Origin of the sequence: Anaerosphaera aminiphila DSM 21120 (assembly GCF_900129925.1) — a bacterium.
Taxonomy (GTDB): domain Bacteria; phylum Bacillota; class Clostridia; order Tissierellales; family Peptoniphilaceae; genus Anaerosphaera; species Anaerosphaera aminiphila.
The window spans coordinates 74001-98229 of the sequence record NZ_FQXI01000005.1; the positions used below are offsets into that span (position 1 = coordinate 74001).

Below are 24229 nucleotides of genomic sequence, written 5' to 3' on the forward strand. Positions count from 1 at the left end.
AATAATAGTATACTGTTAAATTTAATTCAATAAAGAGTTTTACTGTGATACAATTAAGTGGAAATGAGGGATTACTGTGAATAAAAGATATATAAAATTTCCTTACGAAAGTATCCACTCTACAATAGCGGTAAATACTAAAGATATTAATGGAATAAAGTACGTAAAACCTGAAGAGAGCATAATTTTCTTTGGCACTGAAAATATAGCAGGTGATGAATATAAAATAAACTCTCAAAAACCACACACTCTTAAAATTGGAGAAGATACTTACTATCAAAGCAATACAGATGAAATAAAAGAACAGATTAATTTTCAAAAGCGCTTAGATATTATGCAACAAAATTTTGGAAATGCACTTCTTAGATTGAGTATACTAAAATCTACAAATTTAAAAGTTAAAAATTATAAAATCTCTCATGGAGAAAATAAAATTTATCTATCTTATGATGATATTGTAGATATTTCGCTAGTTGATAAATTAGAAGAGTTTTCAAACTACATAATAAATGCCAATTTACTTATTACCAATAGCCATATAGACAATGAGATTTCTATTAAAAATCTTGGAAAAATCAACTATGTAGGTCCATGTTTAAATAGAACCGGAGAAATTGGTTTAATTAAAATTACATCAATTACAAAAGAGCGAGGATATGTAGTAGTCAATTTACTTGCCGGAAATAGAGCTTTTAAGGACTATAAAAATAAATTTAATTTAATAAGTGAATTAAAACATATCTTTGACACAAAAGATGAAAATCAGCTTTTAAATAAAATCAAGGGAATGAAAAAATAACATTTTATTTTTCATTCCCCTTTTTTTTAATTTTGAATATCTTCCCTTAAGTGAATTTTATAATATAGTAGCACCTTCATTTGAAACTTCTAATTTAAGAGCTTTCCAAACAGCTTTTTTCTCACCACTGTTTTTTAAAGCTTGTTCTATTTTACTGTTTTCTTTTTCTGCAATTACTAATAGACTTGGTCCTGCGCCACTTATAAACATTACTGCACTATTTAATTTGCATATTTTCTCAAATATAGGATAGTCAGAAATTAATTTTTTCCTATAGGGCTCATGTAATAAATCTTTTGCTGCACCTTTTAACAACTTAAAGTCACCAGAAGAAAGTGCATCTGAAACTAAAGTTGCTCTGGCTATATTTGAAACTGCATCAGATAACTTTACTTCAGTTTTTACAACTTCTCTTGCCACTTTTGTCTGAAGTTCAAAGTCCGGAATTAGCAAGTAGAATTTATAATTATCGCTTACTTCTCTTCTTGAAAAAAATACATCTTCATTTACTATTGAAGTGATATGTCCTCCATAAATTGCAGGTGCTACATTGTCCGGATGTCCTTCAATTTCTGTTGCATATTTTAAAATTTCTTTTTTATCAAGTTTAAGTTTTGACATTTCATTTGCAGCCATAAGTCCTGCAACTATACAAGTTGCACTGCTGCCCAATCCTCTGGACAACGGTACATCTCCATTAACTTCTATTTTTACTTCGGGAACACTTATATTATTTCTAGTGTAGAAGTATTTAAAGGACTTATATATTAAGTTATTTTCTTCTATTGAAGATTTCTCTTCTGTAAATTTAAAAACATTGTATAGTTTCAATGCCATACCCTGTGAATCATAACCAGGCCCAATATTGGCAGTAGTCGCCGGCACTTTAATAATTATCATTTACAATACCTCCAAAATCGAACTTCTCATTTTGGACTTTTCTATTACAAGGTTTTGAGTTACTTCACTTTGTAAAATATTTTCAAATCTGGCAGGTAATTTATTACCTGTATTTTTTTCAATTTCTTTTAAGTTTTCCAATTCTCCATTTGCTTGAATATTTAACGCCTCTGCTATTGATTCGGAAAACTTATAAGGTGAAGCTGTAGATGCCACTAAAACTTTTATATTGTTGTCTTTTTGGTATTCTTCTGCTGCCATATAGGCTATTACTGTATGAGTATCCATTAAATACTTATCTTTATCATAAGAATTTTTAATTCCCTCTATTGTCTCTTCATCATTAAAACTATATCCGTAGACATCATTAAATATTTCTAAATCTTTAACTTCATATTGGCCTTTTTCTTTTAAATCTTTCATTAGTTCTACTAATAACTTAGAATCTCCTAATTTATAATATAAAAATCTCTCCAAGTTACTTGAAATTAAAATGTCCATAGATGGTGAATTTGTCTTGTAAAATTCTCTATTAGTATCATATACACCTGTGTTTATAAAGTCAGTTAATATATTGTTTTTATTTGAAGCACAAATTAGATCTTTAATTGGAAGTCCCATTTTTTTTGCCAAATATGCTGCTAAAATATTTCCAAAATTTCCAGTTGGAACACTTACTGAAATAAGTTCTCCATTTGAAATTTCTCCTCTCTTTACAAGTTCATAGTAAGAGTAGTAATAATACACTATTTGAGGAACTAATCTACCTATATTTATAGAATTTGCCGATGACAATATATATTTTTTATCTTTCAATTCTCTTTTAAATTCTTCATCATTAAATATTTCTTTTAAGGCACTTTGAGCATCATCAAAATTCCCTTCAATTGCAATAGCATAGGTGTTTTTACCATCAATAGTAGTCATCTGTCTTCTTTGAATTTCACTAATTCCATCTGTTGGATAAAATACAACTATTTTTGTATCTTCCACATCTTTAAAACCATAGAGTGCTGCACTTCCAGTATCACCAGATGTAGCTGTTAAAACTACTATCTTCTCTTCTAGATTTTTTTCTTTTATGGCAAGTTTTATTAATCTAGGCAAGAGAGAAAGTGCAAAGTCTTTAAATGCAAAAGTAGAGCCATGGTATAGTTCCATTACATATTTATTTGAAATTTTTTTAATAGGTAAAATATCCTTTTCAAAAGTTGCATAGGCACTTTCTATTTCTCTATATAAATCTTCTCTATCTATATCATCAAAAATAGTTCCTATAATTTTTTTAGCAAAATCAACATATTCAAATTTTTCTATTTCTTCATTTGAAAACTTCATCTCAGGAAGTTTCTCCGGAATATATAGGCCTCCATCATCACTTAAACCCTTTAAAAGAGTTTCGAAAGTTGAATTTAATTTTGAATTTCCTCTAGTACTAACATATCTCATATTTTACTTCCTTATCTGTCCTGATCCCAAGATTACATACTTTGTACTTGTAAGTTCTCTTAATCCAATTGGCCCTCTAGCATGTAGTTTTTGAGTTGAAATTCCCATTTCCGCTCCCTTGCCAAATTCTGCTCCATCAGTATATCTTGAGCTTGCATTGACATATACACATGCCGAATCTACTTCATTTAAAAATTTCATTGCATTGTTGTAGTCCTCAGTAATAATTACATCTGAATGCCCTGTTGAATATTTATAAATATGATCTATGGCCTCTTCAATTCCATCTACTATTTTCATTGACATTGCGTAGTCTAAATATTCTCTTGCATATTCTTCTTCAGTAGCAACTTTTAAATTTTCGATTTTTTTTCTAGACCTTTCATCTCCGTAAACTGTAAGGCTATATTTATCTATTATAGTTTTTAACCCACTATAAAACTCATCTGATACACTTTCATGAACTAAAAGTGACTCCATTGCATTACAAACTCCTACTCTTGTGGTCTTTGCATTTTCTATAATATTTAGTGCCATATCTATTTTTGCACTTTTATCTACATATATATGACAATTTCCAACGCCTGTTTCTAAAGTTGGAACTTTAGCATTTTCAACTACTGTATTAATTAAGCTGGCACTACCTCTAGGAATTAGTAAATCTATATATCCCTTTAATTTCATAAGTTCAGTAGAAGATTCTCTGGAGGTATCTTCAATTAATGTAACCATATTCTCATCATTTCCGGAGTTTTTAATTCCCTCTCTAATTGCATCTGCAATGGCCTTATTTGAATTAAATGCTTCTTTACCACCTCTTAAAATAATGGTGTTTGAAGATTTTAATCCCAAAATAGAAGCATCTAATGTAACGTTTGGTCTAGCTTCGTAAATTATGGCTATAACTCCAATTGGCACACTTTTTTTGCCAAGCATTAAGCCGTTCTCCAAAGTCTTCATATTTTCTATTTCGCCTATTGGATCTTCTAGTTCTATTATTGTATCTATAGATAAAACCATACTTTCAATTCTATCATCATTTAAGTAGAGTCTATCTAACAGACCTTCTGAAAGATTTATTTTTCTTCCATTTTCCATATCTAATTTATTTGCATCTAAAATTTTCTTACTATTATCTCTCATTGAAACTTTAATAGAGCTTAAAATTTCATTTTTTTCTCTTGTTCCAAGCTTTGAGAGCTTTCTGCCTGCAATTTTAGAATTTTCTCCTATTACCTCAAGCTCTTGCCTTAAAGATAGTACCAATTTCCTCACCCTCTACTATTTTTCTAATATTTTTCAACTCTTCTGAATTAGCTATTACAACATCTATTCCCTTTTCCATACACATTCTAGCTGCATTTATTTTCGTTGCCATTCCACCCGTTCCCACACTGGAATTGGAATCCTTTGCCATTTTTTCTAATTCTTCATTTATTTCTACTACTTCACAGATTAATTTAGCATCAGGATTTTCTCGGGGGTCATCATCGTAGAGACCGTTAATATCTGAAAGCAATATTAATAAATCAGCGTTTACAATTCTAGAGACAACTGCTGAAAGAGTGTCATTATCTCCAAACTCTATTTCAAAGGTTGAAATTGTATCATTTTCATTTACCACAGGAATTACATTCATCTCTAAAAGTTTTTCAAATGTATTTTTAGAGTTTTCTCTCATCATCAAGTCTGTTTCAATTTGTTTTGTCAGTAAAATTTGGGCTGCCTCATATCCAAATTCATGAAAAGCTCTATTGTAAGTGTTCATAAGTGCAACTTGACCTACAGCCGATGCAGCTTGTTTCCCTACAGTATCTCTAGGTCTGGAAACTAAATTAAGTTTTTTTGCACCAGCAGCAATTGCCCCAGAAGAAACTAAAATTACATTAATTCCATGGTTTTTTAAATTGGAAAGTTCCCAGGCAAGTTCATCTATTTTTTGAAGATTTATAATCCCATTGTCATGAGTAATAGATGAAGATCCTATTTTTACAACTACGGTTTTTAATTCATTGCTAAAGCTTCTCATTTTTCTCAACTCTCTCTAATAGTTTATAATTATATACTATACCAAAAGCTCTATTGCAATTAAAGACAATTTTAAATAATCTCTACTAATTTTCCCGATTTTATAACTTCAAACAGTTCTTCTATTATTGGATAAAGTTCAATATCCTCTTCTAATATTGGAACTATATCCCTTAAATACTTATATATTTTCTCAGTTACACTGCTTCTCTTCAAATCTCTATCCATAAACTCATTTGATTGAAATATTGCAAGTAACTCAATTGCCATAATATAATTTAAATTTTCAACTAATTTTGCAATTTTCTTTGCAGAGTTAAATCCCATAGCCACATAGTCTTCTTGATTTGCACATGTTGGAATATTATCAATTACAGAAGGTGTTGCTAAAACTTTCATTTCATTTAAAAGTCCTGCTTGAGTGTACTGTGTTATCATTAGTCCTGAGTTTGAGCCTGAATCTTTAACTAAAAAGGCGGGTTTTCCAGATAGTTTTTCATCTAGAAGTCTAAAGGTTCTTCTCTCGCTCATCTTTGCAAGCATACATAGAGATATTGCACAGCAGTCCATTTCCAAACCTATATAAGATGATTCCGGATTACACCCAGATATTACTTCAACTTCATCTCCATTTTGATATATTATTGGATTGTCAGTACAACTGTCCATTTCATTTAAAATAGTGGCCTTTGCTTCATTAATTCTCTTTTTTACAGGTCCTATTAATTGTGGAATACATCTAATAGAAAGTGGATCTTGAAGATTTTCATAGTAGTACTTTTCGCATATTTCTGAATCTTTTAAATAATCTAATATATTTTTAGCTGCTTCTCTTTGTTCGGATTGCTTTCTAACGCTCATAAGTCTCTCATCAAAAGCTCTTGTAGTAGCTCCATTTACTTCTACTTCCATTGCAGATAGAAGTTCAAAATTCTTTAAAAGATTTTCCATATCATAAATTCCTATAGTTGCAAATGCTGTAACACTTGTTGTCCCTGATATTAAAAACAGTGCTTCTTTATATGACAAATCTAAGGGTTTTATATTATAAAACTCTAATACTTCACTTGAGTTTCTCCACTCACCTTCATACATTATTTTCCCCTTGCCAAGTAGTGATAATGCAATATGAGCTTCAAGTGACAGATATCCCACAGAGCCACTTCCCGGAACAAATATGTATATATCTTTATTTAAAGCTTCTCTATAGCACTCCAATGCCTCTAAGCTAACTCCACTATATCCCTTTATTCCGTTTAAAATTACCATTAGCATAATGCCGCGTACTTCTTCTTCAGTAATTTCTCTACCTACTGAAACTGCGTGACTTTTTAGTATTTTTTCCTGATAGAGTTTAGTTTCTTCCCTTGAAATATTTTTTGTACTATTTGCACCAAGTCCGGTTGTAACTCCGTACATTGGAATATTTAATTCAATTGCTCTATTAATACAATCTCTTGAAGCTTGCACTCTCTCTTTAGCTTCCTTTGTAAATTCAAGTTTCTCTTTAAATCTTATAACTTTCATTGCCTCTTCTATAGATAGTGTTTTATTTAATTTTATACTCATTATTTTCCCCCTAAAGTAAATAAGCCCCTAGGGCTCATTTACAGTAATTTATGAAAAGTTTATTTTTACCGCTACCATCAATAATAATGTAGATATTATAAATATAATTATAAAATATTTATAAATGTATTTAAACCACTCTGAAAATGATATTTTTGCATAGGATAACACAGCAATTAAAGCTCCTACTGTAGGATATATTAAATTACTAAATCCGTCTCCAAACTGAAATGCAAGTATTGCTATTTGTCTATTGAGACCAATTATATCAGCCACTGGTAAAAGTACCGGCAAAGTTACCACAGCTTGTCCACTACCTGATGGAACAAAGAAATTTATAATCGTTTGAATTACAAACATCCCAAAGGCATTAAAATAAGCTGACTTTCCCTGTAGAATAGAAGCAGTATAATTTACTACAGTGTCAATTATGTGAGCTTCTGTCATTATAACTGATACTCCTCTTGCCATACCTATTGCAAATGCAGCTATAAACATATCTCTACCGCCTGCAATAATTTCATCAGATATTTTGTTGGGAGAATATCTAAAAACAAGTCCACACAGTATTCCACCAATAATATATACTGCAGACATTTCAATCATTCCCCACCCTAGTTTTAACGATCCATATACTATTGCTACAATAGTAAGTGCAAAAACTATTAATACACTCACATGTCTAGAAGTGAGTTTTATTTCTTCGCTTTCAGTTGTCAGATGACTTATATCTTTTTTATATAGCAAACTCTTTGATGGATCTTTTTTTATTTTATTGGCATATATAACTGTATAAGAAATAGTAATTCCCATAAATATTACAAAAGCAATAAATCTATACTGAAATCCTGAAAACATTGGAAGTTCTGCAAGAGATTGTCCAATTCCCGTAGTCCATGGATTTGTAACTCCTGATGACCAACCTACAACTATTGGCACCAGTGATATACTTATTCCAACTAACATATCATATCCAAGAGATAGCGCAATTCCTATGCACAGTGGGGCAAATGGTATTACAGCCTCTAACATACCCGGAAAAGCTCCTAGACATCCAAAAAATATCGATATTAAAATCAGTATTAAGTAACTGTTATTTTCTCCCAGTTTATCTTGTAAATAATGTATAAAAGCTCGTATTGCTCCCGTACTTTCAAATACTTTTATAGCTCCGCCTATTAAGAAAATCATTATTATTAAAGTTGAAGATTCTTGTAGTCCCATTGGAATTGACTTGAAAAAACTAAACACACTTGTAGGATTGGACTCTACCAACTTATAGCTTGAACCGTCAACTATAGTTTTTCCATCAACTTGAATTCTAGTATACTCTCCGGCTGGAACAAGATATGTACTTAAAGCCACTATTAGCAACAATATAAATAGTACAACTATTCCATTTATTGATATTTTCTTCTTTTTCACAAAAATCCCTCCATTTATAAAAATAGAGGACAAATTATAAACTCGCCCTCTATTGTCTTATTTCAATTTATTCAACTACTTTATCTATAAAGAACATCTTCACTGCTGATACTACTTGTATTAAGAATACAAATAGTACAAAGAATCCTCCTGCTGCTGCCAGTGCTTTCATACCTTCAACGCCTTGTTCTGTTCCTCCAAATGCTGCAAGTACTATTGCTATAACACCTATTGTAACTCCCCATAGAACTTTTAATTTTCCAGGAGCTTCAGCGCCAATTGGAATATCTTTAACACATAGAGATGCAACGTTGTTAGATGTAGCATCTGCCGCTGTTACGAAAGAAATCATTACTACTAGCATATTTATTGGAATGACAATTGTCCCCAGTCCAAAAGGCAGATTTTGTAAGAATTGCCATAGTGCAGTTACTGCGTTGTGATTTAATATAGTATTTACTAAATCCACTTGACCTGTCATTTGCATAAACAGCGCACTGTTTCCCCAAACTCCAAACCATACAATACCAAATATTGATGGTAATATTAAGTTTACTACTAAGAATTCTCTTATAGTTCTACCATAGGATATTTGTCCTAGGAAAATTCCAGTAACCGGAGCATAAGCTATCCAACAAGCCCAGTCAAACAGTGTCCAGGAGTTTACTAGCGGTTTCCCACCAATTGTGTTGGGATCAAGTCCCCATCCCCAAAAGTTTTGGAACCACTCTGCAAGTCCTGCTGTTGTATTTTTAAATATAAATAGCGTTGGTCCAATTACAAGTAAAAATGCTAAAAGACCATAGTAGAAATAGGCATTTAGTCCTGCTACTTTTTGTAGTCCTTTTTCTAAACCTACATAAGAAGAAAAAGTGTATAAGAATATGGTTACTGCACCTACTAATATAAATAACATAAGTCCATTATCAATTCCATAGGTGTAGTTTAAGCCTGTTGTTATTATTATAATACAAGCACTAAGTCCTGAACTAAGACCTAAAACATTACCTAAAAGAGACAGTGTATCTATACCGTGAGACAATCCACCTCTTGTAATTCTATCCCCAAATAGCGGTTGAAGTGTAGACGTTACAGCAAGTCTTTGCTTTTTGTTAAAATAAACATAAGCTGTAATTACTCCAGTAAGTGCATAAATTGCATAGGGTACAAATGACCAGTTGTAAAAACTTCTACCAATTGCAAATCTTGCCGCTTCATCAGAAAACGCCTGTATTCCTAGAGTATCCAACTCCCCATACGCGTTTCCAAAGTATATTAACGGTTCATTTACTCCCCAAGTAACTATCCCTGAAGCAACTCCACCGGTAAGTGCCATTGCAAACCAAGTCCAAAAGGGCATTTTAGATTTGGCATCTTTACCACCAATTCTTATAGAACCCTTACTAGAAAGTAAAAGTGCAAATGAAAATATTAAACTTGCCATTACTACTAGTTGGTATAGCCAACCAAATGTGTCTAAAGACCAATTAAAAAATGAATTTGATACACTTGCAAGCCCTTTACTGTCTACTATTCCATAGATTGCAGTAATTAGTGTAATGGCATAGGCAGGTATAAATACTGGCCAACGTATATTTTTTTTATCTAATCTCTTATTATTATCCACTCTATGTATCCTCCTTTAATTACGTTTTAAAAGTTTTTTAGACTTTATTAGTTCATAAGCTTTCTTTATATCCTTACTTATATTTCTATCTTTGTCGTAAAACGGAACAACTTCTCTTATAATTTCATAAGCTACTTTAGTACCATTTCCCAATTTCGTATTTCCCCTTAAATCTATTGCCTGCACAGCATGCATAGCTTCAATACCTATAATATACCTGATGTTATCTAGCATTTGAAATATTTTATATGCAGCTAAAGGTAAATTGCTGGCGTGGTCTTCTATAGTTCCTGCAAGTGAATAAAAGTCCATTGAAGAAGGATTCGCCAGTCCTCTATTTTGAGTATCTAACATTGTAAACGTCTTTTGAATTGTACCGTATGCTATAGTTTCAACTTCTTTTGGAGTTAAAAATCTATTTAATTTTGTAAATTCCGGATCTGCAAGTTTTATCATTCTATAACAAGATGACTTAGATAGATGACTTAAAGAAGTTGCAAGCATTTCAACTCCTATAGCCAGCGAAGTAACTTCAAAATTTGCACTTACAAATGAAGAATTTTCTTCAGTAATTATACAAGGGTTATCATCTGTAGTGTTCATAGTTGTATTCAGTTGATTTTCAACATAGTCCATTGCTTCATACATTGCTCCATGAATTGCGTGGGCACATCTAAAACTAAGTGGATCTTGTAGAGCTCTTTCTGGGTCATAATCATATAAAAAACTACCTTCTAAATATTCTCTACACTGTCTAGCCACATAACTTTGACCTCTAATACCTCTAACTCCATTAACATCTTCTCTTAGCTGTTCTATTACACCATTTAATCCCTCTAAACTCAGACAAAAAACCAATGTTGACATGTCGATTATATCTTTGATTTCTCTTAATAAAATAGCAGTCATTGCCTCGCCTTGAGCATTACATGAAACTATACTCAAACCGTCTTTTGGTCCTAATCTTGCAGGTTTCATTCCCACTAAATCCATTGCCTCTTTAGAGTTCATTATTCTTCCATTATAAGTTACTTCTTCTTCGCCGATAAATGCCAGACCTATATGAGAAAGTGTTGTAATATCTCCCTCGCCTATAGATGATCTCATAGGAACTCTAGGGTGAATTTTATAATTTAAAAAGTCTCTATAGTGATCTAATAAATCAGCTGATATTCCTGTATGTCCTGTTAATGCTTTATTTAATCTTATTAATAGTATTGCTCTTACTTGCTCTTCAGGATGGTAAGGTTCTACGCCCAGACTGTGACTATTTAAAAGGTTTCTATTGTATGTTTCAAAAAATGCCTCATCAAATTCTTTGTCCTTATTCCAACCAACCCCTCTATTTAATCCATACACAGGTTTTCCTTCTGCTGCCATGTCAAATAAAACTTGTCTAGACTTCTTAACTCTTTCTTCTGCATCTTTAGATATTTCAACTTTTACATCATTATATGAAACGTTGTAAATATCATTTAGGCTCAATTGATCCCCATTTAATACTAATTTTCCCACTTATTGTTCTCCTCCTTTCTCTAAACTCTCTATACTTTCTATTATCCTCTCCGGTGTTGCAGGGTAGTCGGTAATATTGGTTCCAAGAGCGTAATTTATTGCATTTAAAACTGCCGGAGCAGGTGCAACCGCTGATATCTCTCCAATACTTTTTACACCATAAGGTGTGGACTCATCTTCACTTTCAATTAGAAGTGTTCTAACATTTGGCATATCGTGAACGTTTAATGAGTGGTATTTGGAAAGTGTTGGATTTTTTACATATCCTCTTTCATCTATTACTATTTCTTCTGATAGAGCCATGCCAAGTATAAACTGGCAACCTCCTTGAACTTGTCCTTCCACTAACAACGGATTTACTGCCTTTCCTATATCATGAACTGAAAGTAAATCCTCTATTTCAACAAATCCCGTCTTTTTGTCCACCTTTACTTCTGCAAAACAAGCAGCTAGTGATGCCGGATTCCCAGTAGATTCATGATTAATGTATACAGACATATAGTCCTGCAAGTGTTTTTCTCTCATCATTGCAATTTCACCGTAAGAGTATTCTTCTTTTGAATTTTTTACTTTTACTACTCCATTATCTGTATATAAGTCACTTATATTTAAATCTTTTACCTTATGCAAAGTATCAAATAGTTTTTCAATAATTGCCTCGCCGGCTTTTTTTAATGCTCCTCCACTTACGGAAGTTACCCTACTTGCTTGAGTACCTGCAGAATCATAAGGTGTTATAAATGTATCTGCTTCTGTCACATTTATTTTCTTAACATCTAAGTCCAGTGCTTCTGCTGCCATTTGCGTTAAACTCGTTATAGTTCCACAACCCTGTTCGTGAACTGCAACTTTTGCAAGTACAGTTCCATCTGGACTTAAAACCATTTCCACATTTGTAAAGTCCGGAAAAGTTCCCCAATATCCCGTACTGTGACTTACTGCTGAAACTCCAACTCCATACGCATATCTATCTGTGTCTTTTCCCTTTATATTCTTGTATTTTTCCTTCCAATTAAATGCTTCCATTCCCTTTATAATACATTCTTTTATAGCTGCTTTTCCCAAGTTTGGACCACCTGTAGGATCTTCTGCATAGGGGTCAACTAAATTTTTTAGTCTAAACTCGCATGGATCCATTCCTATGGCTTTTGCTGCATTTGTAATGTTAATTTCCGTTATTGCATGAGCTTGAGGTCCACCATAGGCTCTGCAAGCTCCTCCGGGAATTACATTTGAATAGTAAGCTCTTCCCATAAATTCCTGATTTTTAAACTTATAAAGTCTAAAGAGTTTTTTTGCAAGAGCATTGGTAACACTGGAGTTATTAGTATCGTACGCTCCTCCATCAACTTCAACTTCAACTTTACGTCCTAAAATTGTTCCATCTTTTTTTATTGCAGTTTCAATCCTCTGTCTAGTGGGATTTCTTGTAACTGTGCCTATCATACTTTGTTCTCTATCCATGTACACTAGAACAGGTTTTTTTAATTTCCACGTTGCAAATCCGGCAGTTATCTCTAAAATCGGCTGTTGTTTTCCGCCAAAAGAACCTCCCATATTCGCCTTTATAACTCTAACTTTTGAAAAAGGTATTTCTAAAACTCTTGCCAAGTGCATTTGAACTGTAAATACCATTTGACTGGCACTTGAAACTACTAAATTTCCATAGTCATCTATTTCAGCAAGTGCAGAGTGTGGCTCTATTGCCAAGTGATGTGTCCTTGGAGTGTATCCAATATCACTGATTACATAATCTGCTTCACTTTTAGCTTTTTCGTAGTCTCCTGTTTCTATATGGCGCTCAAATCCTAAATTGGTATTGCCCTTTACTATTACTTCATCTCTTTTTGCAGAATCTAATCCCACGGTAACCGGAAGTTCTTCATAGGTTATCTTTACTTTTTTTATGGCATATTCCACTGACTCTTTAGATGTTCCCACTACTAAAGCTATTCTATCTCCAACGTATCTGGCTTTTTCATTTAGTACGTATTCATCTCTTTTGCCCTCTATGCCAGTGAACCACTCCATAGAATTATAGGCAACTTTGGAAACGTCCTTGTGAGTAAAAATGGCTTTAATCCCATCTACTTCTAAAGCTTCCTCTAAATCAAATGTCAAATTTGCATGTGGTTTTTCACTTAAGATTAACTTGGCATATAACATATCCTGTTTTTTAACATCAATTATATACTTCGTCTTTCCAGTAACTCTTTCTAAACTATCTTCTCTAATTAAACTCTTACCTACATATTTATAATTATCCATAGTTTATCAAATCTCCTAAAATTTCTTCCATTAACCCTTCAATAGCAACTCTTTTATAGTACTTAGATGCTCTAGTTGGTATTGCCATTTCCACTTGATTAAAGGAAGCATCGTATAGCAGTTCCAAATCAATTTCATTTAAACTTTTATTTAAAAGTACTTCTTCTATTAAATTCGCTCTAACCGGTTTTACACCTACTGCCCCAAGAAATACCCTTACTTCATTTACTATTTCATCTTTTATCTTTAAGCTTACAGCACAGCTCACTTTTGATATTGTAACAGCCTTTCTAGAACCTACCTTTTGAAAAGTACTCATTCTATCATCTTTTTTTATAATAATTTCCTTTACAGCTTCATCTTTTTTAAGGATTGTCTTTTCTCTACCTGTTACAAAATCTTCTATTGAAACTACTACCTCTTCGCTATCTCCATTTACTATTTTTATCTCAGAATCATATGCATAAAGGCTTAAAAGAGTATCTGCCGATTGAGAAGCATTGGAAATATTTCCTCCAATAGTTGCTTTATTTCTAATTTGTGTAGAACCCAATTCATGAGCTGCCCAGTACAGAGCTGGAAGTTTTTCACAAATTAAATCACTTTCACAAAGTTCAGTCATAGTAACTAAGGAACCTATATAAATATTTTTTTCATCTTCTCTAATATTTTTCCACTCTTTTAATTTTGTAATATCTAAAATACTGTAGTCTATTGCCTTTTTATTTCTAAGTTTAATAATTAAATCTGTTCCGCCGGCAATAATATATGTATTGTCATCAATGTCTTTTAATATTTTTACTAAATCTTTTTCACTTCTAGGAGAGTAAAACATTATACAACCTCCTTACAAGCAGCATCTATGGCTTCAACTATTTTTATAAAACCAGTACATCTGCATAAATTGCCCTCTATAGATCTTTTGATTTCCTCTAATGTGGGATTTTCTTTTTCCATCATTAGAGCTTTTGCACTCATTATAAAGCCTGGAGAACAAAACCCACATTGAACCGCTCCATGTTCTATAAATTTTTTCTGCAAAATATCTAATTCCCCATTTTTCTCCAAGCCTTCTATAGTTATTATCTCTGAACCGTCAACTTGGCCCGTGAGTACTGTACAAGAAGTTACTGCTACTCTATCTAAGATAACTGTACAAGCTCCGCATTCTCCTTCTGAACACCCTTCCTTTGTGCCTGTTAAGTTGAGTTCATCTCTTAGAAAATCTATTAATCTCAAGCAAGGATCAACATCTTTTTTTATCTTTTCACCATTAACTACTACATTTACTAACATAAAATCACCCTCTACTCTCTGATACCAATCTAAATTAACCTTTAACACACTACCTCATATTAACTTTTGTTTATTATACCAACTTTTCTTAACTTTCGCTCTTTAAATAGTACACTATAGTATATTAATATACTAAATCGAAAACTATATATATCTTCATATATGTTTACTACATATATAATTGTTTAGATTCTATTTAAATTAAATATTTCTTTCATTTTAACTACTATAGATTATTTCTTATACTTAATTATTGAATTTCATATACTCAGACAGGTTCAAATATATAACTATATGATATAATAGTTATATATTTAACATATTAAACTATTTAACTAAAGTGGAGATGAGCAAATGTATAAAATATTAAAAAAAGAAAATCTTGCCCCAAATATTTATCTCTTTGATGTCGAGGCTCCAAGAATAGCCGCTTCTGCTAAGCCTGGACAATTCGTAATCGTTATCGCTGATAAATATGCAGAGAGAATTCCTCTTACAATTTGTGGGTTTGATTTAAGAAAAGGTTCTGTTCAAATTGTCGTACAAGCTTCAGGAAAATCTACTGAAAAAATATGTGCCTTTGAAGAAGGCGAAGCTTTTAAAGACTTTGTAGGTCCTCTTGGACAACCTTCTGAATTTATTTCACAGGATATAAATCAACTTAGAGATACAAAGTTCTTATTTGTTGCAGGTGGAGTTGGTACAGCTCCAATATGTCCTCAAATTAGATGGTTATACGATAGAGGCATTGACGTTGATGTAATCGTTGGAGCTAAATCTAAGGACTATGTAATATTAGAAGACAAAATAAGAAAATATGCTAAAAATGTATATATAGCTACTGATGATGGTACTTATGGTTTTAAAGGTCTTGTAACAGATAAAATTGTAGACCTAATAAGTAAAGAAAAGAAGCACTATGATCAATGTGTAGCTATAGGTCCTATGATTATGATGAAATTCGTCTGTCAAACTACTAAAAAATATAATCTTCCAACTACAGTGTCTTTAAACCCTATTATGGTTGACGGAACCGGAATGTGTGGAGCATGTAGAGTACACGTTGGAAATCAAACAAAATTTGCATGTGTTGATGGCCCTGAATTTGATGGTCACCTTGTAGATTTTGATTCAGCTATTCAAAGACAAAGACAATTTAGAGAAAATGCCAACAATAAGAGAGCTGTTATTCAAAGTCACAAAGATGGGCACATTTGTAATTTAGATGAAGCTATTATAAAACAACACAAGGATATTGAACTAGAAGAAAAACTCACAAAAAATGAACATCTTGAAGACATTCCTGTAACTGAAAAAATTGACAGATTTACACGTATACCTGTTTCAGTACAAGAACCGGATGTTAGAAATAAAAACTTTGACGAAGTTTGTTTTGGCTATACTGAAGAAGAAGCTATGCGTGAAGCTAAGCGCTGTTTAAACTGTAAAGTTCCTCACTGCATTGCAGGATGTCCCGTATCTATAGATATCCCTGGATTTATAAAGGAAATTGCCAATGGAAACTTTGAACAAGCTGCAAAAGTTTTAGCTCTTTACACTGCTCTGCCAGCAGTTTGTGGTAGAGTTTGTCCACAGGAAACTCAATGTGAAGAAAAATGTATCCTTGGAAATAAAGGTGATGCAATTGCAATTGGTAAACTAGAAAGATTTGTAGCAGATTATGCTAGAAGACATAAAATAAAAATTTCTGAAAAACCTGAACAAAACGGACACCAAGTTGCTGTTGTAGGCGCAGGTCCTGCAGGTCTTACTTGTGCTGGAGAACTTGCTAAAATGGGCTACACAGTTAAAATATTTGAAGCCTTACAACAACCTGGTGGAGTATTAGTTTATGGTATTCCTGAATTTAGACTTCCGGATAGTGTTGTAAATTCAGAAGTTAAAAACTTAACTAATCTTGGAGTTGAAATTGAAACAGACGTAGTTGTTGGAAAGACTATTAAAGTTGATACTCTTTTAAACTCAGGATATGAAGCAGTTTTCATAGGCTCAGGTGCAGGACTTCCTACATTTATGGACATACCTGGTGAAAATTTAAATGGTGTTGTATCTGCAAATGAATTTTTAACAAGAAATAACTTAATGAGATCATTTGAGCAACAATATGACACTCCTGTTAACGTTGGAAGTAGAGTAGCTGTAGTTGGCGGCGGAAACGTTGCAATGGACGCTGCAAGAGTTGCTAAAAGACTTGGCGCTGACGTATCAGTCCTATACAGAAGAACTGAAAAAGAACTTCCTGCAAGACTTGAAGAAGTTCACCACGCACAGGAAGAAGGCATTAAATTTGAAACTTTAACTGCCCCTATTGAAATTAAAGGCAGTGAAGACGGATGGGTTAAATCTGTTGTATCTGTTAGAAATGAATTAGGTGAACCTGATGAATCAGGAAGAAGACGCCCTGTTAAAGTTGAAGGCTCTGAATTTGAAGAAAATTTTGAAACTGTTATAATGGCACTTGGTACAAATCCAAATCCATTAATCTCTCAATCTACTAATAATTTAGAGACAAATAGCAAGGGATGTATTCTTACAAATGAACTGGGACAAACTTCTAGAAAAGAAATATTTGCCGGTGGAGATGCGGTTACCGGTTCAGCTACAGTTATACTGGCAATGGGTGCCGGAAAAACTGCCGCAGAAGAAATAGACAGATATATTAGAAATAAATATAATTAATTAAAAAAGCAGCCCTGTGTTTTAACGCAGAGCTGCTTTTAATGTAATAACTTAAATACTATTTTTTATTTTTATCTCCATTCCTCTATCTAAATCATTAGTTACTATTTTTCCCTCTACTACAAGTTCATTTAATAATTCTTTAATTTTATCTTCATCTTTAAAGACTTCTGTTAACTCTACAAAAAATACTCTCTCATATTTTTCTATAAATTTAAAAAGTTCTTCACTATTTAAAACTACTTCCCTTTTTGTCAAAGTTGAATCACTTTCCTCTATAAATTCAATTAACTCCTCTAGTGACTTGTACCCTGTTAAAATTTTTTCTCTTCCGCTTTCTTCAACGTACATAAAGTTAGGATAACTTGTAAATCTTCTATCAAAGGTACTAATCCTATCTTCTAAGAATTCTTCAGCCGCCCCATTATTTAAGTTTTCTAAAAAATCTTCTCTATTAATTCCCACATTTTTTGCAATTTCAACTTGTACTGACTCTTCCATTGTATTTAATCCATCTAGTAAAGTTGCCTCTCTTAACTTTCTTAAATACTTATTTGCAAGCTTTTCATCAGTCATTCTAGCAGCTACAAAGGCAGTATTTATTATATAAGTACTTACCTTCTCCCTAGACAGTAACTTTGGAGGATGGTTCATTATTGGCATATGGTGCATATAATAACCTCCCTGCCACAATTGGAAAAGTATTTTATTTGCAGTCTCCTCTGAATCCTTATCCTTCATATTCATTGGAAGTATGTCGTGATAGTCTGCAATTAATCCACCCATAATATTATATATTTCAATTTGTTCCCCATATATGTAATCAATGGCTCTAAGTACTTTTTCTTCTCCATAAGACCATGGACACACTACATCTGAAAATACAAAAAGTTTCATTTTCTTCCTCTTTTCAATTATATTTTATATTATACTCATTGTATTATAAGAGTATTTAAAAATAAAGTTTTAAAAAATAAATAAATTTTTATTTAAAATATTCACTTATTAAGTGCAAACAGCTATGTTATCCCATTTCAGCCCTTTACAACATATTGTGCCTTTTTCTTTAAAATTATTGAACTCAACCACAATATGTTGTATACTATTAATTACGAAGAAACATATAACTAAAGGATATATTCTAAAAGGAGAAGGGATTTAATGATGGAAGTAATTAAGAGGAATGGCGACAAAGTTCCTTTCAATATTAACAAAATTGAAATTGCTATTGAAAAGGCTATGAATTCAAGCAGTGGTATATTTGTTAATGGACAAGCAAAACAAATTGCAACTGAAATTGAACGCTATGCACAAGAATCAAATGAAGCGTTAACTATTTATGACATAGAAGACAGAGTCTACTATAAATTAATTGAAAATGACAATCCTGCAACTGCAAAAGCTTATGAAAATTATAAAGCTGTACAGGCATTTAAAAGAGAACAAAATACTACTGATGAAGAAATCCTAGGGCTGATAAATCAAACTAACGTTGCTGTAATGGATGAAAACTCTAACAAAAATCCGGTAATTGCATCAACACAAAGAGATTTAATCGCAGGTGAAGTATCTAAAGACATTGCCAAAAGAAAAATGATACCTGCAGATTTAGTTGAAGCTCATGATTATGGTGCTATACATATCCACGATCTTGACTATATTATTCAACCAATATTTAACTGCTGTCTAGTAAATATTAAAGATATGTTGGACAAAGGTACTGTTGTAAATGGAAAAATGATTGAAACACCTAAATCTTTCCAAGTTGCATGTAATGTAATGACACAGATAATTGCTCAAATTGCTTCAAACCAATATGGTGGTCAGTCAATAAATGTATCTTTCTTAGGAAAATACTTGAGAAAATCCTATGAAAAAAACTTGAATTTGGCTATTGAAACACTAGGTGACGTTGAACTGGCTGAAAAAATGGCACAAAATATGACTAAAAAAGATTTGGAAAGTGGTATTCAAACTATCCAATATCAAATAAATACACTTATGACTTCTAATGGACAAGCTCCTTTTGTAACTTTATTTATGTACCTAGAAGATAATGATCCATATATAGATGAAGTTGCACAAATAATTGAAGAAATATTAAAACAGAGAATACAAGGTATTAAGAATGAATCTGGCGTCTACGTTACTCCAGCTTTCCCTAAATTAATATATGTATTAGATGAAAATAATATTAAAAAAGACTCTAAATATTACTATTTAACAAGCCTTGCAATTAGATGTACTGCAAAGAGGATGTACCCTGACTACATTAGTGCAAAGAAAATGCGTGAAAACTATGAAGGAAATGTATTTGCACCAATGGGCTGTAGAGCTTTTCTACCTCCTTGGAAAAATGAAAAAGGTCAATATCAATTTGAAGGAAGATTTAACATGGGAGCTTGCTCTATAAACTTACCTCAAATAGGTATCTTGGCAAATGGCGATGAAACTAAATTCTTTGATATTCTAGAAAAGAGACTTGACCTTGTTAAAAGAGTTGGCTTAATCAGATATGAACACTTAAAGACAGTTACTAGTGACTCATCACCTATCCACTGGCAACACGGCGCCATAGCTAGACTTGGCAAACACGAATCTATTGCTCCTCTACTAAAGGGTGGGTACTCTACAGTATCCCTTGGATATATAGGTATGTATGAAGCTACTATTTTAACAAAGGGAGTTTCACACACTGACCCTAAGGGCTATGAATTTGCCATGAGAATAATGGATCACTTAAATGCTGCTGTTAATCGTTGGACTGAAGAATATGGAATAAAATTCACACTATACGCTACTCCAGCTGAAAGTTTAACTCATAGATTCTGTCAAATAGATAGAGATAGATTTGGAATTATTGAAAATGTAACTGACAAGGGATACTATACTAACTCATTCCACGTAGATGTAAGAGAAGAGATTTCTGCATTTGAAAAATTTGCCTTTGAGTCAAAATTCCAAGACAAGTCTCTAGGTGGATGTATCTCCTATGTTGAAATTCCAAACATGGGACACAATTTGGAAGCTCTTGAAACTATTGTAAAATTTATTTACGACAATATTCAATATGCTGAATTTAACACTAAAAGCGACTACTGTGCTGAATGTGGATTTGATGGAGAAATTAAATTAAATGAAAGTGGAGATTGGCAATGTCCTCAATGTGGAAATACTGACAAGGCAACTCTTACAGTTGTAAGACGTACTTGTGGCTATCTTGGAGAAAACTTCTGGAATGAAGGAAGAACCAAAGAAATAAATGACAGAGTACTTCACATCTAATGAGATACGGTCAAATTAGAGAGTATGACGTTGCCAATGGCCCTGGAGTTAGAACCAGTTTTTTTGTAACTGGTTGTACTCACAAGTGCCCTGACTGCTTTAATGAAGAATATCAAGATTTTAATGCAGGCAGTATTTGGACTGATGAAGAAACTAAAAAAATAATCGACTATTTAAATGAAGATGTTGTTGAAGGACTTACCATATTAGGTGGTGAGCCCTTCCAAAATTCTCCTGACTTAATAAAAATTTTAAGAGAAATTAAATCTAAAACCAATAAAAACATTTGGATTTATTCAGGCTATACCTATGAACAAATCCTACAAGATAAAATAAAAGCTGAACTCTTATATCTCTGCGATATTTTAGTTGATGGTTTATTTATAAATGACTTAAAAGATTTAAAACTAAAATTTAAAGGTTCATCAAATCAAAGAATAATAGATCTTAATAAGAGCACAGTAGATAATATAGTACTATGGGACAAATAAAAAATCTCTATAAGTGAAATTACTTATAGAGATTTTTTACTACTAAATTTATTCTTTTTTCATAAACTTCAACTCTTCTCTATCTTTTCCAAATTTTTTACGCTTTGATGTTAAATTTTCTACTTCTATTTTATATACATCAGTTTTACTTAATGACGAATCTATTGCAGCTGAAAAATAATCCATCATATCAGGCGTATATTTTTCACAAATAAATCTCAAGGCATTAACTTTTCCAATTTCTTCAGTAACTTTATATATTTTCCCAATTACTATCGCCGAGGAGTACTCGGTAGTATAAATTTTGCTGGTTATGTTGTTTTTGTTCTTTGCAACTTCTTTTAACTCTTCTTCACTAAATAGGTTGGGAACTTTCGCATAGGATACAAATACTGCACTGACAGTATCTCCATCACTTATTAAACTATTTTTCTTTCCCTCTAGCGCACAGTGAAAGTACAATGTGGATTTATCTCTAACTATGGAAAGTGGAATAGAATAAACTCCATCTCCCTCTCTTAAACTAAGCACTCCATATTGAGAATTATCAATTACTTCTTCTCCAAATAGAATGTCCATTTCTCTATCTTTTCTTCTCATAGCACTCCTCTTTAAACTATTAGTTATTGAAAAATACTTTGTAGGCCTTATATGTCATATATGCATCTGCCTTTGATGCCAATTCTACAGGAGCGTGCATTGAAAGCATAGCTGTTCCCATATCTACAACCTCTGCACCATATTCAGCTAAGATATATGCAATTGTGCCTCCGCCTCCCTGGTCTACTTTACCAAGTTCGCCTGTTTGCCAAATTACACCGTTGTTGTTAAACATGTCTCTAATTTCAGCTAGAAACTCTGTATTTGCATCATTGGAACCACTCTTACCTCTAGCTCCCGTATACTTTGCCATTGATATTCCATATCCTACATAAGCTGCATTTTTTTCATCAAGCACTTCTTTATAACTTGGATCCATTGCCACAGTTACATCTGCTGATAGTACTTTAGAATTTGCAAGAGCACGTCTTAATTTTATATCTGAATACTCTTTTTGAGTGTTTAGTATTTCTGCTATAAAGTTTTCAAAAAACTTAGCTGACATAGATGTATTTCCAACAGAGCCAATTTCCTCTTTATCTACAAAAAGTCCCACTGTGGAAATTTTAGGATTTTCTACAGTTAAAATAGCTTCTAAATTTGCATAGGAACAAATTCTATCATCATGACCATGAGCTGCTATCATAGCTCTATCAAATCCAACATCTCTTGCCTTAGTTGCAGGAACAACTTCAAGTTCTGCAATTAAAAAATCTTCTTCTTTTATAGAATACTTTTCATTTAAATATTTTAAAACAGCTTTTTTTATTGGGTTTTTTTCATCAGATATTCCATAGCTACTGTGTCCAACTACAATGTTTAAAGACTCTCCTGTCACACCTGCTGCCAATGATTTTTTATTTTGATCAGCGCTTAAATGTGGAAGTAAATCATTAATATAAAACACAGGATCACTTTCATCTTCTCCAATTTTTATGTTAATAGTTTCATTTTTTTCATTAATTACTATTCCGTGTATTGCAAGAGGTATAGTAGGCCATTGGTACTTTTTAACTCCTCCATAGTAATGAGTTTTTAAAAGAGCAAGCTCTGAATCTTCATATAGAGGTTTTTGCTTTATATCAAGTCTTGGAACATCTATATGAGAACCAACTACTCTCATTCCATCTTCTAAGTTTTCTCCCATTACAAAGAGAATAACTGATTTATTTTTGTTGTTGTAATATATTTTATCTCCCTGTTTAACTTCACTTTTCACTGCTTCTTCAAAGGGAATAAATCCACTTTTCTCAGCTTTTTTTATTATATAAGAACAGGATTCTCTTTCAGTCTTTCCCTCATCTAAAAAATCTTTGTAACCCTCACAGTAGTCAAAGATATTATCATACTCTTTTTTGTCTATTAATTGCCAAATAGATTTTTGTTTTAGTTCCAAATCTTCTAAATTCATTTTATCACTCCTCATTAAACTAAATTTTATCATAGCCATCTTTCTTTGTAAAACTTGACTCTATAAATAATAATATTCATATTTTATTAACTTTGTCTCTTTTTAAGATGTATAATTGCATTATTATAGAAAGGAAGTTTGCTATGTTTGAAAAAGTAAGTTCTGAAGAGTTTAATGAATATTTTTATACTGAACCTTTTGAGTTAGATGAAAATGATTTTTCAAAACCAAAGTGCATTAAAGTAAAACACTCACCTAATACACCGGAATTACTACTGGAAAATTTAATCTCCAATAATATTTACATTCAATATATTCTTGCCTATTTCTTAAAAGAATATGAATTTCACAATTTAAACTATGCACCTAATATTCAAATTTTAAATTATAGACACTTACCAGAATATTTTTCTTACCTCTTTAAAAATATACGAGTATATGATGACACAATACTGGTAAAAAATCTCTCAGAAAAATCTATATTTATCTATAAAAGACTTCTAAAGCAAAATAAAATTAATAAAAATATTGTAAAATATATTTTAGAAAGTGAATATATAAATCCAGTTGTAAATGCACCTTGTGAGTGGTATATTTTTAAATCTGATGAACCTGCAGAAAATGACTACATTAATGAAATAAGAGAAGATGATTTTTTTAATATGTTAATATCAAATATTTCAAAGCCCTTTGAATATAATACTTTTGACGTTTTAAAAAATATTGAAACTTTAAATACAGATAAAACTATTTTAGCACTTTCAAAACTATATAAAGTTGGAGCCATGAAATTTAAAGTTCAAAGAGAAACAAAAGACTTACTCTCTTATGTTCATATATTTATAGGAAAAAAATAAGGATAGTAA

Annotated in this window: 19 protein-coding genes; 5 read left to right on the forward strand and 14 right to left on the reverse strand. The window is 32.1% G+C overall.

What is annotated here, in order from left to right; genetic code table 11:
- Positions 1-76 precede the first annotated feature (76 nt).
- Positions 77-799: a hypothetical protein gene (locus BUB47_RS04710; protein WP_073184242.1), complete on the forward strand. Its 723-nt coding sequence runs from the start codon at positions 77-79 to the stop codon at positions 797-799.
- A 57-nt stretch (positions 800-856) separates the two neighbouring features.
- Here the strand turns inward: BUB47_RS04710 and thrB are convergent, their stop codons facing one another.
- From thrB to BUB47_RS04765, 11 genes are all read right to left on the reverse strand, one after another.
- A complete protein-coding gene (gene thrB, locus BUB47_RS04715) occupies positions 857-1699 on the reverse strand; it encodes a homoserine kinase (RefSeq protein WP_073184243.1) in 843 nt (280 codons plus the stop codon).
- Positions 1700-3148: a threonine synthase gene (gene thrC, locus BUB47_RS04720; RefSeq protein WP_073184245.1), complete on the reverse strand. Its 1449-nt coding sequence runs from the start codon at positions 3146-3148 to the stop codon at positions 1700-1702.
- A gap of 3 nt (positions 3149-3151) precedes the next feature.
- A complete protein-coding gene (locus BUB47_RS04725; protein WP_073184247.1) occupies positions 3152-4414 on the reverse strand; it encodes a glutamate-5-semialdehyde dehydrogenase in 1263 nt (420 codons plus the stop codon).
- Positions 4386-5177: a glutamate 5-kinase gene (gene proB, locus BUB47_RS04730; RefSeq protein WP_073184249.1), complete on the reverse strand. Its 792-nt coding sequence runs from the start codon at positions 5175-5177 to the stop codon at positions 4386-4388. The genes BUB47_RS04725 and proB overlap by 29 nt, the downstream gene beginning before the upstream one ends.
- Positions 5178-5248: 71 nt before the next feature.
- On the reverse strand, positions 5249-6745 hold the full coding sequence (locus BUB47_RS04735) for an HAL/PAL/TAL family ammonia-lyase (RefSeq protein ID WP_073184251.1): 1497 nt from the start codon (positions 6743-6745) through the stop codon (positions 5249-5251).
- 48 nt (positions 6746-6793) lie between these two features.
- Complete coding sequence (locus BUB47_RS04740; protein ID WP_159430534.1) at positions 6794-8170, reverse strand: YfcC family protein; 1377 nt, start codon at positions 8168-8170, stop codon at positions 6794-6796.
- 67 nt (positions 8171-8237) lie between these two features.
- Positions 8238-9797: a BCCT family transporter gene (locus BUB47_RS04745; RefSeq protein ID WP_073184253.1), complete on the reverse strand. Its 1560-nt coding sequence runs from the start codon at positions 9795-9797 to the stop codon at positions 8238-8240.
- A 15-nt stretch (positions 9798-9812) separates the two neighbouring features.
- The gene (locus BUB47_RS04750; RefSeq protein ID WP_073184255.1) at positions 9813-11312 is read right to left on the reverse strand and encodes an HAL/PAL/TAL family ammonia-lyase; all 1500 of its coding nucleotides are present in this window, start codon (positions 11310-11312) and stop codon (positions 9813-9815) included.
- Positions 11313-13580, reverse strand: coding sequence for a xanthine dehydrogenase family protein molybdopterin-binding subunit (locus BUB47_RS04755; RefSeq protein WP_073184257.1), 2268 nt, complete (start codon positions 13578-13580; stop codon positions 11313-11315).
- The gene (locus BUB47_RS04760) at positions 13573-14415 is read right to left on the reverse strand and encodes an FAD binding domain-containing protein (RefSeq protein ID WP_083529069.1); all 843 of its coding nucleotides are present in this window, start codon (positions 14413-14415) and stop codon (positions 13573-13575) included. The genes BUB47_RS04755 and BUB47_RS04760 overlap by 8 nt, the downstream gene beginning before the upstream one ends.
- Positions 14415-14924 (reverse strand): (2Fe-2S)-binding protein, encoded by a 510-nt coding sequence (locus BUB47_RS04765; protein WP_234945633.1) that lies wholly within the window; start codon positions 14922-14924, stop codon positions 14415-14417. The genes BUB47_RS04760 and BUB47_RS04765 overlap by 1 nt, the downstream gene beginning before the upstream one ends.
- Positions 14925-15230: 306 nt before the next feature.
- Here BUB47_RS04765 and BUB47_RS04770 point away from each other — a divergent pair, with 306 nt between their 5' ends.
- Positions 15231-17576, forward strand: a complete 2346-nt coding sequence (locus BUB47_RS04770) for a bifunctional dihydroorotate dehydrogenase B NAD binding subunit/NADPH-dependent glutamate synthase (protein WP_073184261.1) — start codon at positions 15231-15233, stop codon at positions 17574-17576.
- Between the two features lie 51 nt (positions 17577-17627).
- Here the strand turns inward: BUB47_RS04770 and BUB47_RS04775 are convergent, their stop codons facing one another.
- The gene (locus BUB47_RS04775) at positions 17628-18473 is read right to left on the reverse strand and encodes a DsbA family protein (RefSeq protein WP_073184262.1); all 846 of its coding nucleotides are present in this window, start codon (positions 18471-18473) and stop codon (positions 17628-17630) included.
- A gap of 264 nt (positions 18474-18737) precedes the next feature.
- Between BUB47_RS04775 and nrdD the strand changes: the two genes are divergently transcribed.
- Positions 18738-20861: an anaerobic ribonucleoside-triphosphate reductase gene (nrdD, locus tag BUB47_RS04780; protein WP_073184264.1), complete on the forward strand. Its 2124-nt coding sequence runs from the start codon at positions 18738-18740 to the stop codon at positions 20859-20861.
- On the forward strand, positions 20861-21352 hold the full coding sequence (gene nrdG / locus BUB47_RS04785) for an anaerobic ribonucleoside-triphosphate reductase activating protein (RefSeq protein WP_073184266.1): 492 nt from the start codon (positions 20861-20863) through the stop codon (positions 21350-21352). Before nrdD ends, nrdG begins: the two co-directional genes overlap by 1 nt.
- A gap of 48 nt (positions 21353-21400) precedes the next feature.
- Here the strand turns inward: nrdG and BUB47_RS04790 are convergent, their stop codons facing one another.
- Both BUB47_RS04790 and BUB47_RS04795 read right to left on the reverse strand, forming a co-directional pair.
- Complete coding sequence (locus BUB47_RS04790; protein ID WP_073184267.1) at positions 21401-21952, reverse strand: pyridoxamine 5'-phosphate oxidase family protein; 552 nt, start codon at positions 21950-21952, stop codon at positions 21401-21403.
- Between the two features lie 19 nt (positions 21953-21971).
- Complete coding sequence (locus BUB47_RS04795) at positions 21972-23363, reverse strand: aminopeptidase (protein ID WP_073184269.1); 1392 nt, start codon at positions 23361-23363, stop codon at positions 21972-21974.
- A gap of 143 nt (positions 23364-23506) precedes the next feature.
- On the opposite strand from BUB47_RS04795, the gene BUB47_RS04800 reads away from it, so the two are divergent.
- Positions 23507-24220, forward strand: coding sequence for a hypothetical protein (locus BUB47_RS04800; protein WP_073184271.1), 714 nt, complete (start codon positions 23507-23509; stop codon positions 24218-24220).
- The last annotated feature ends 9 nt before the right edge of the window (positions 24221-24229 follow it).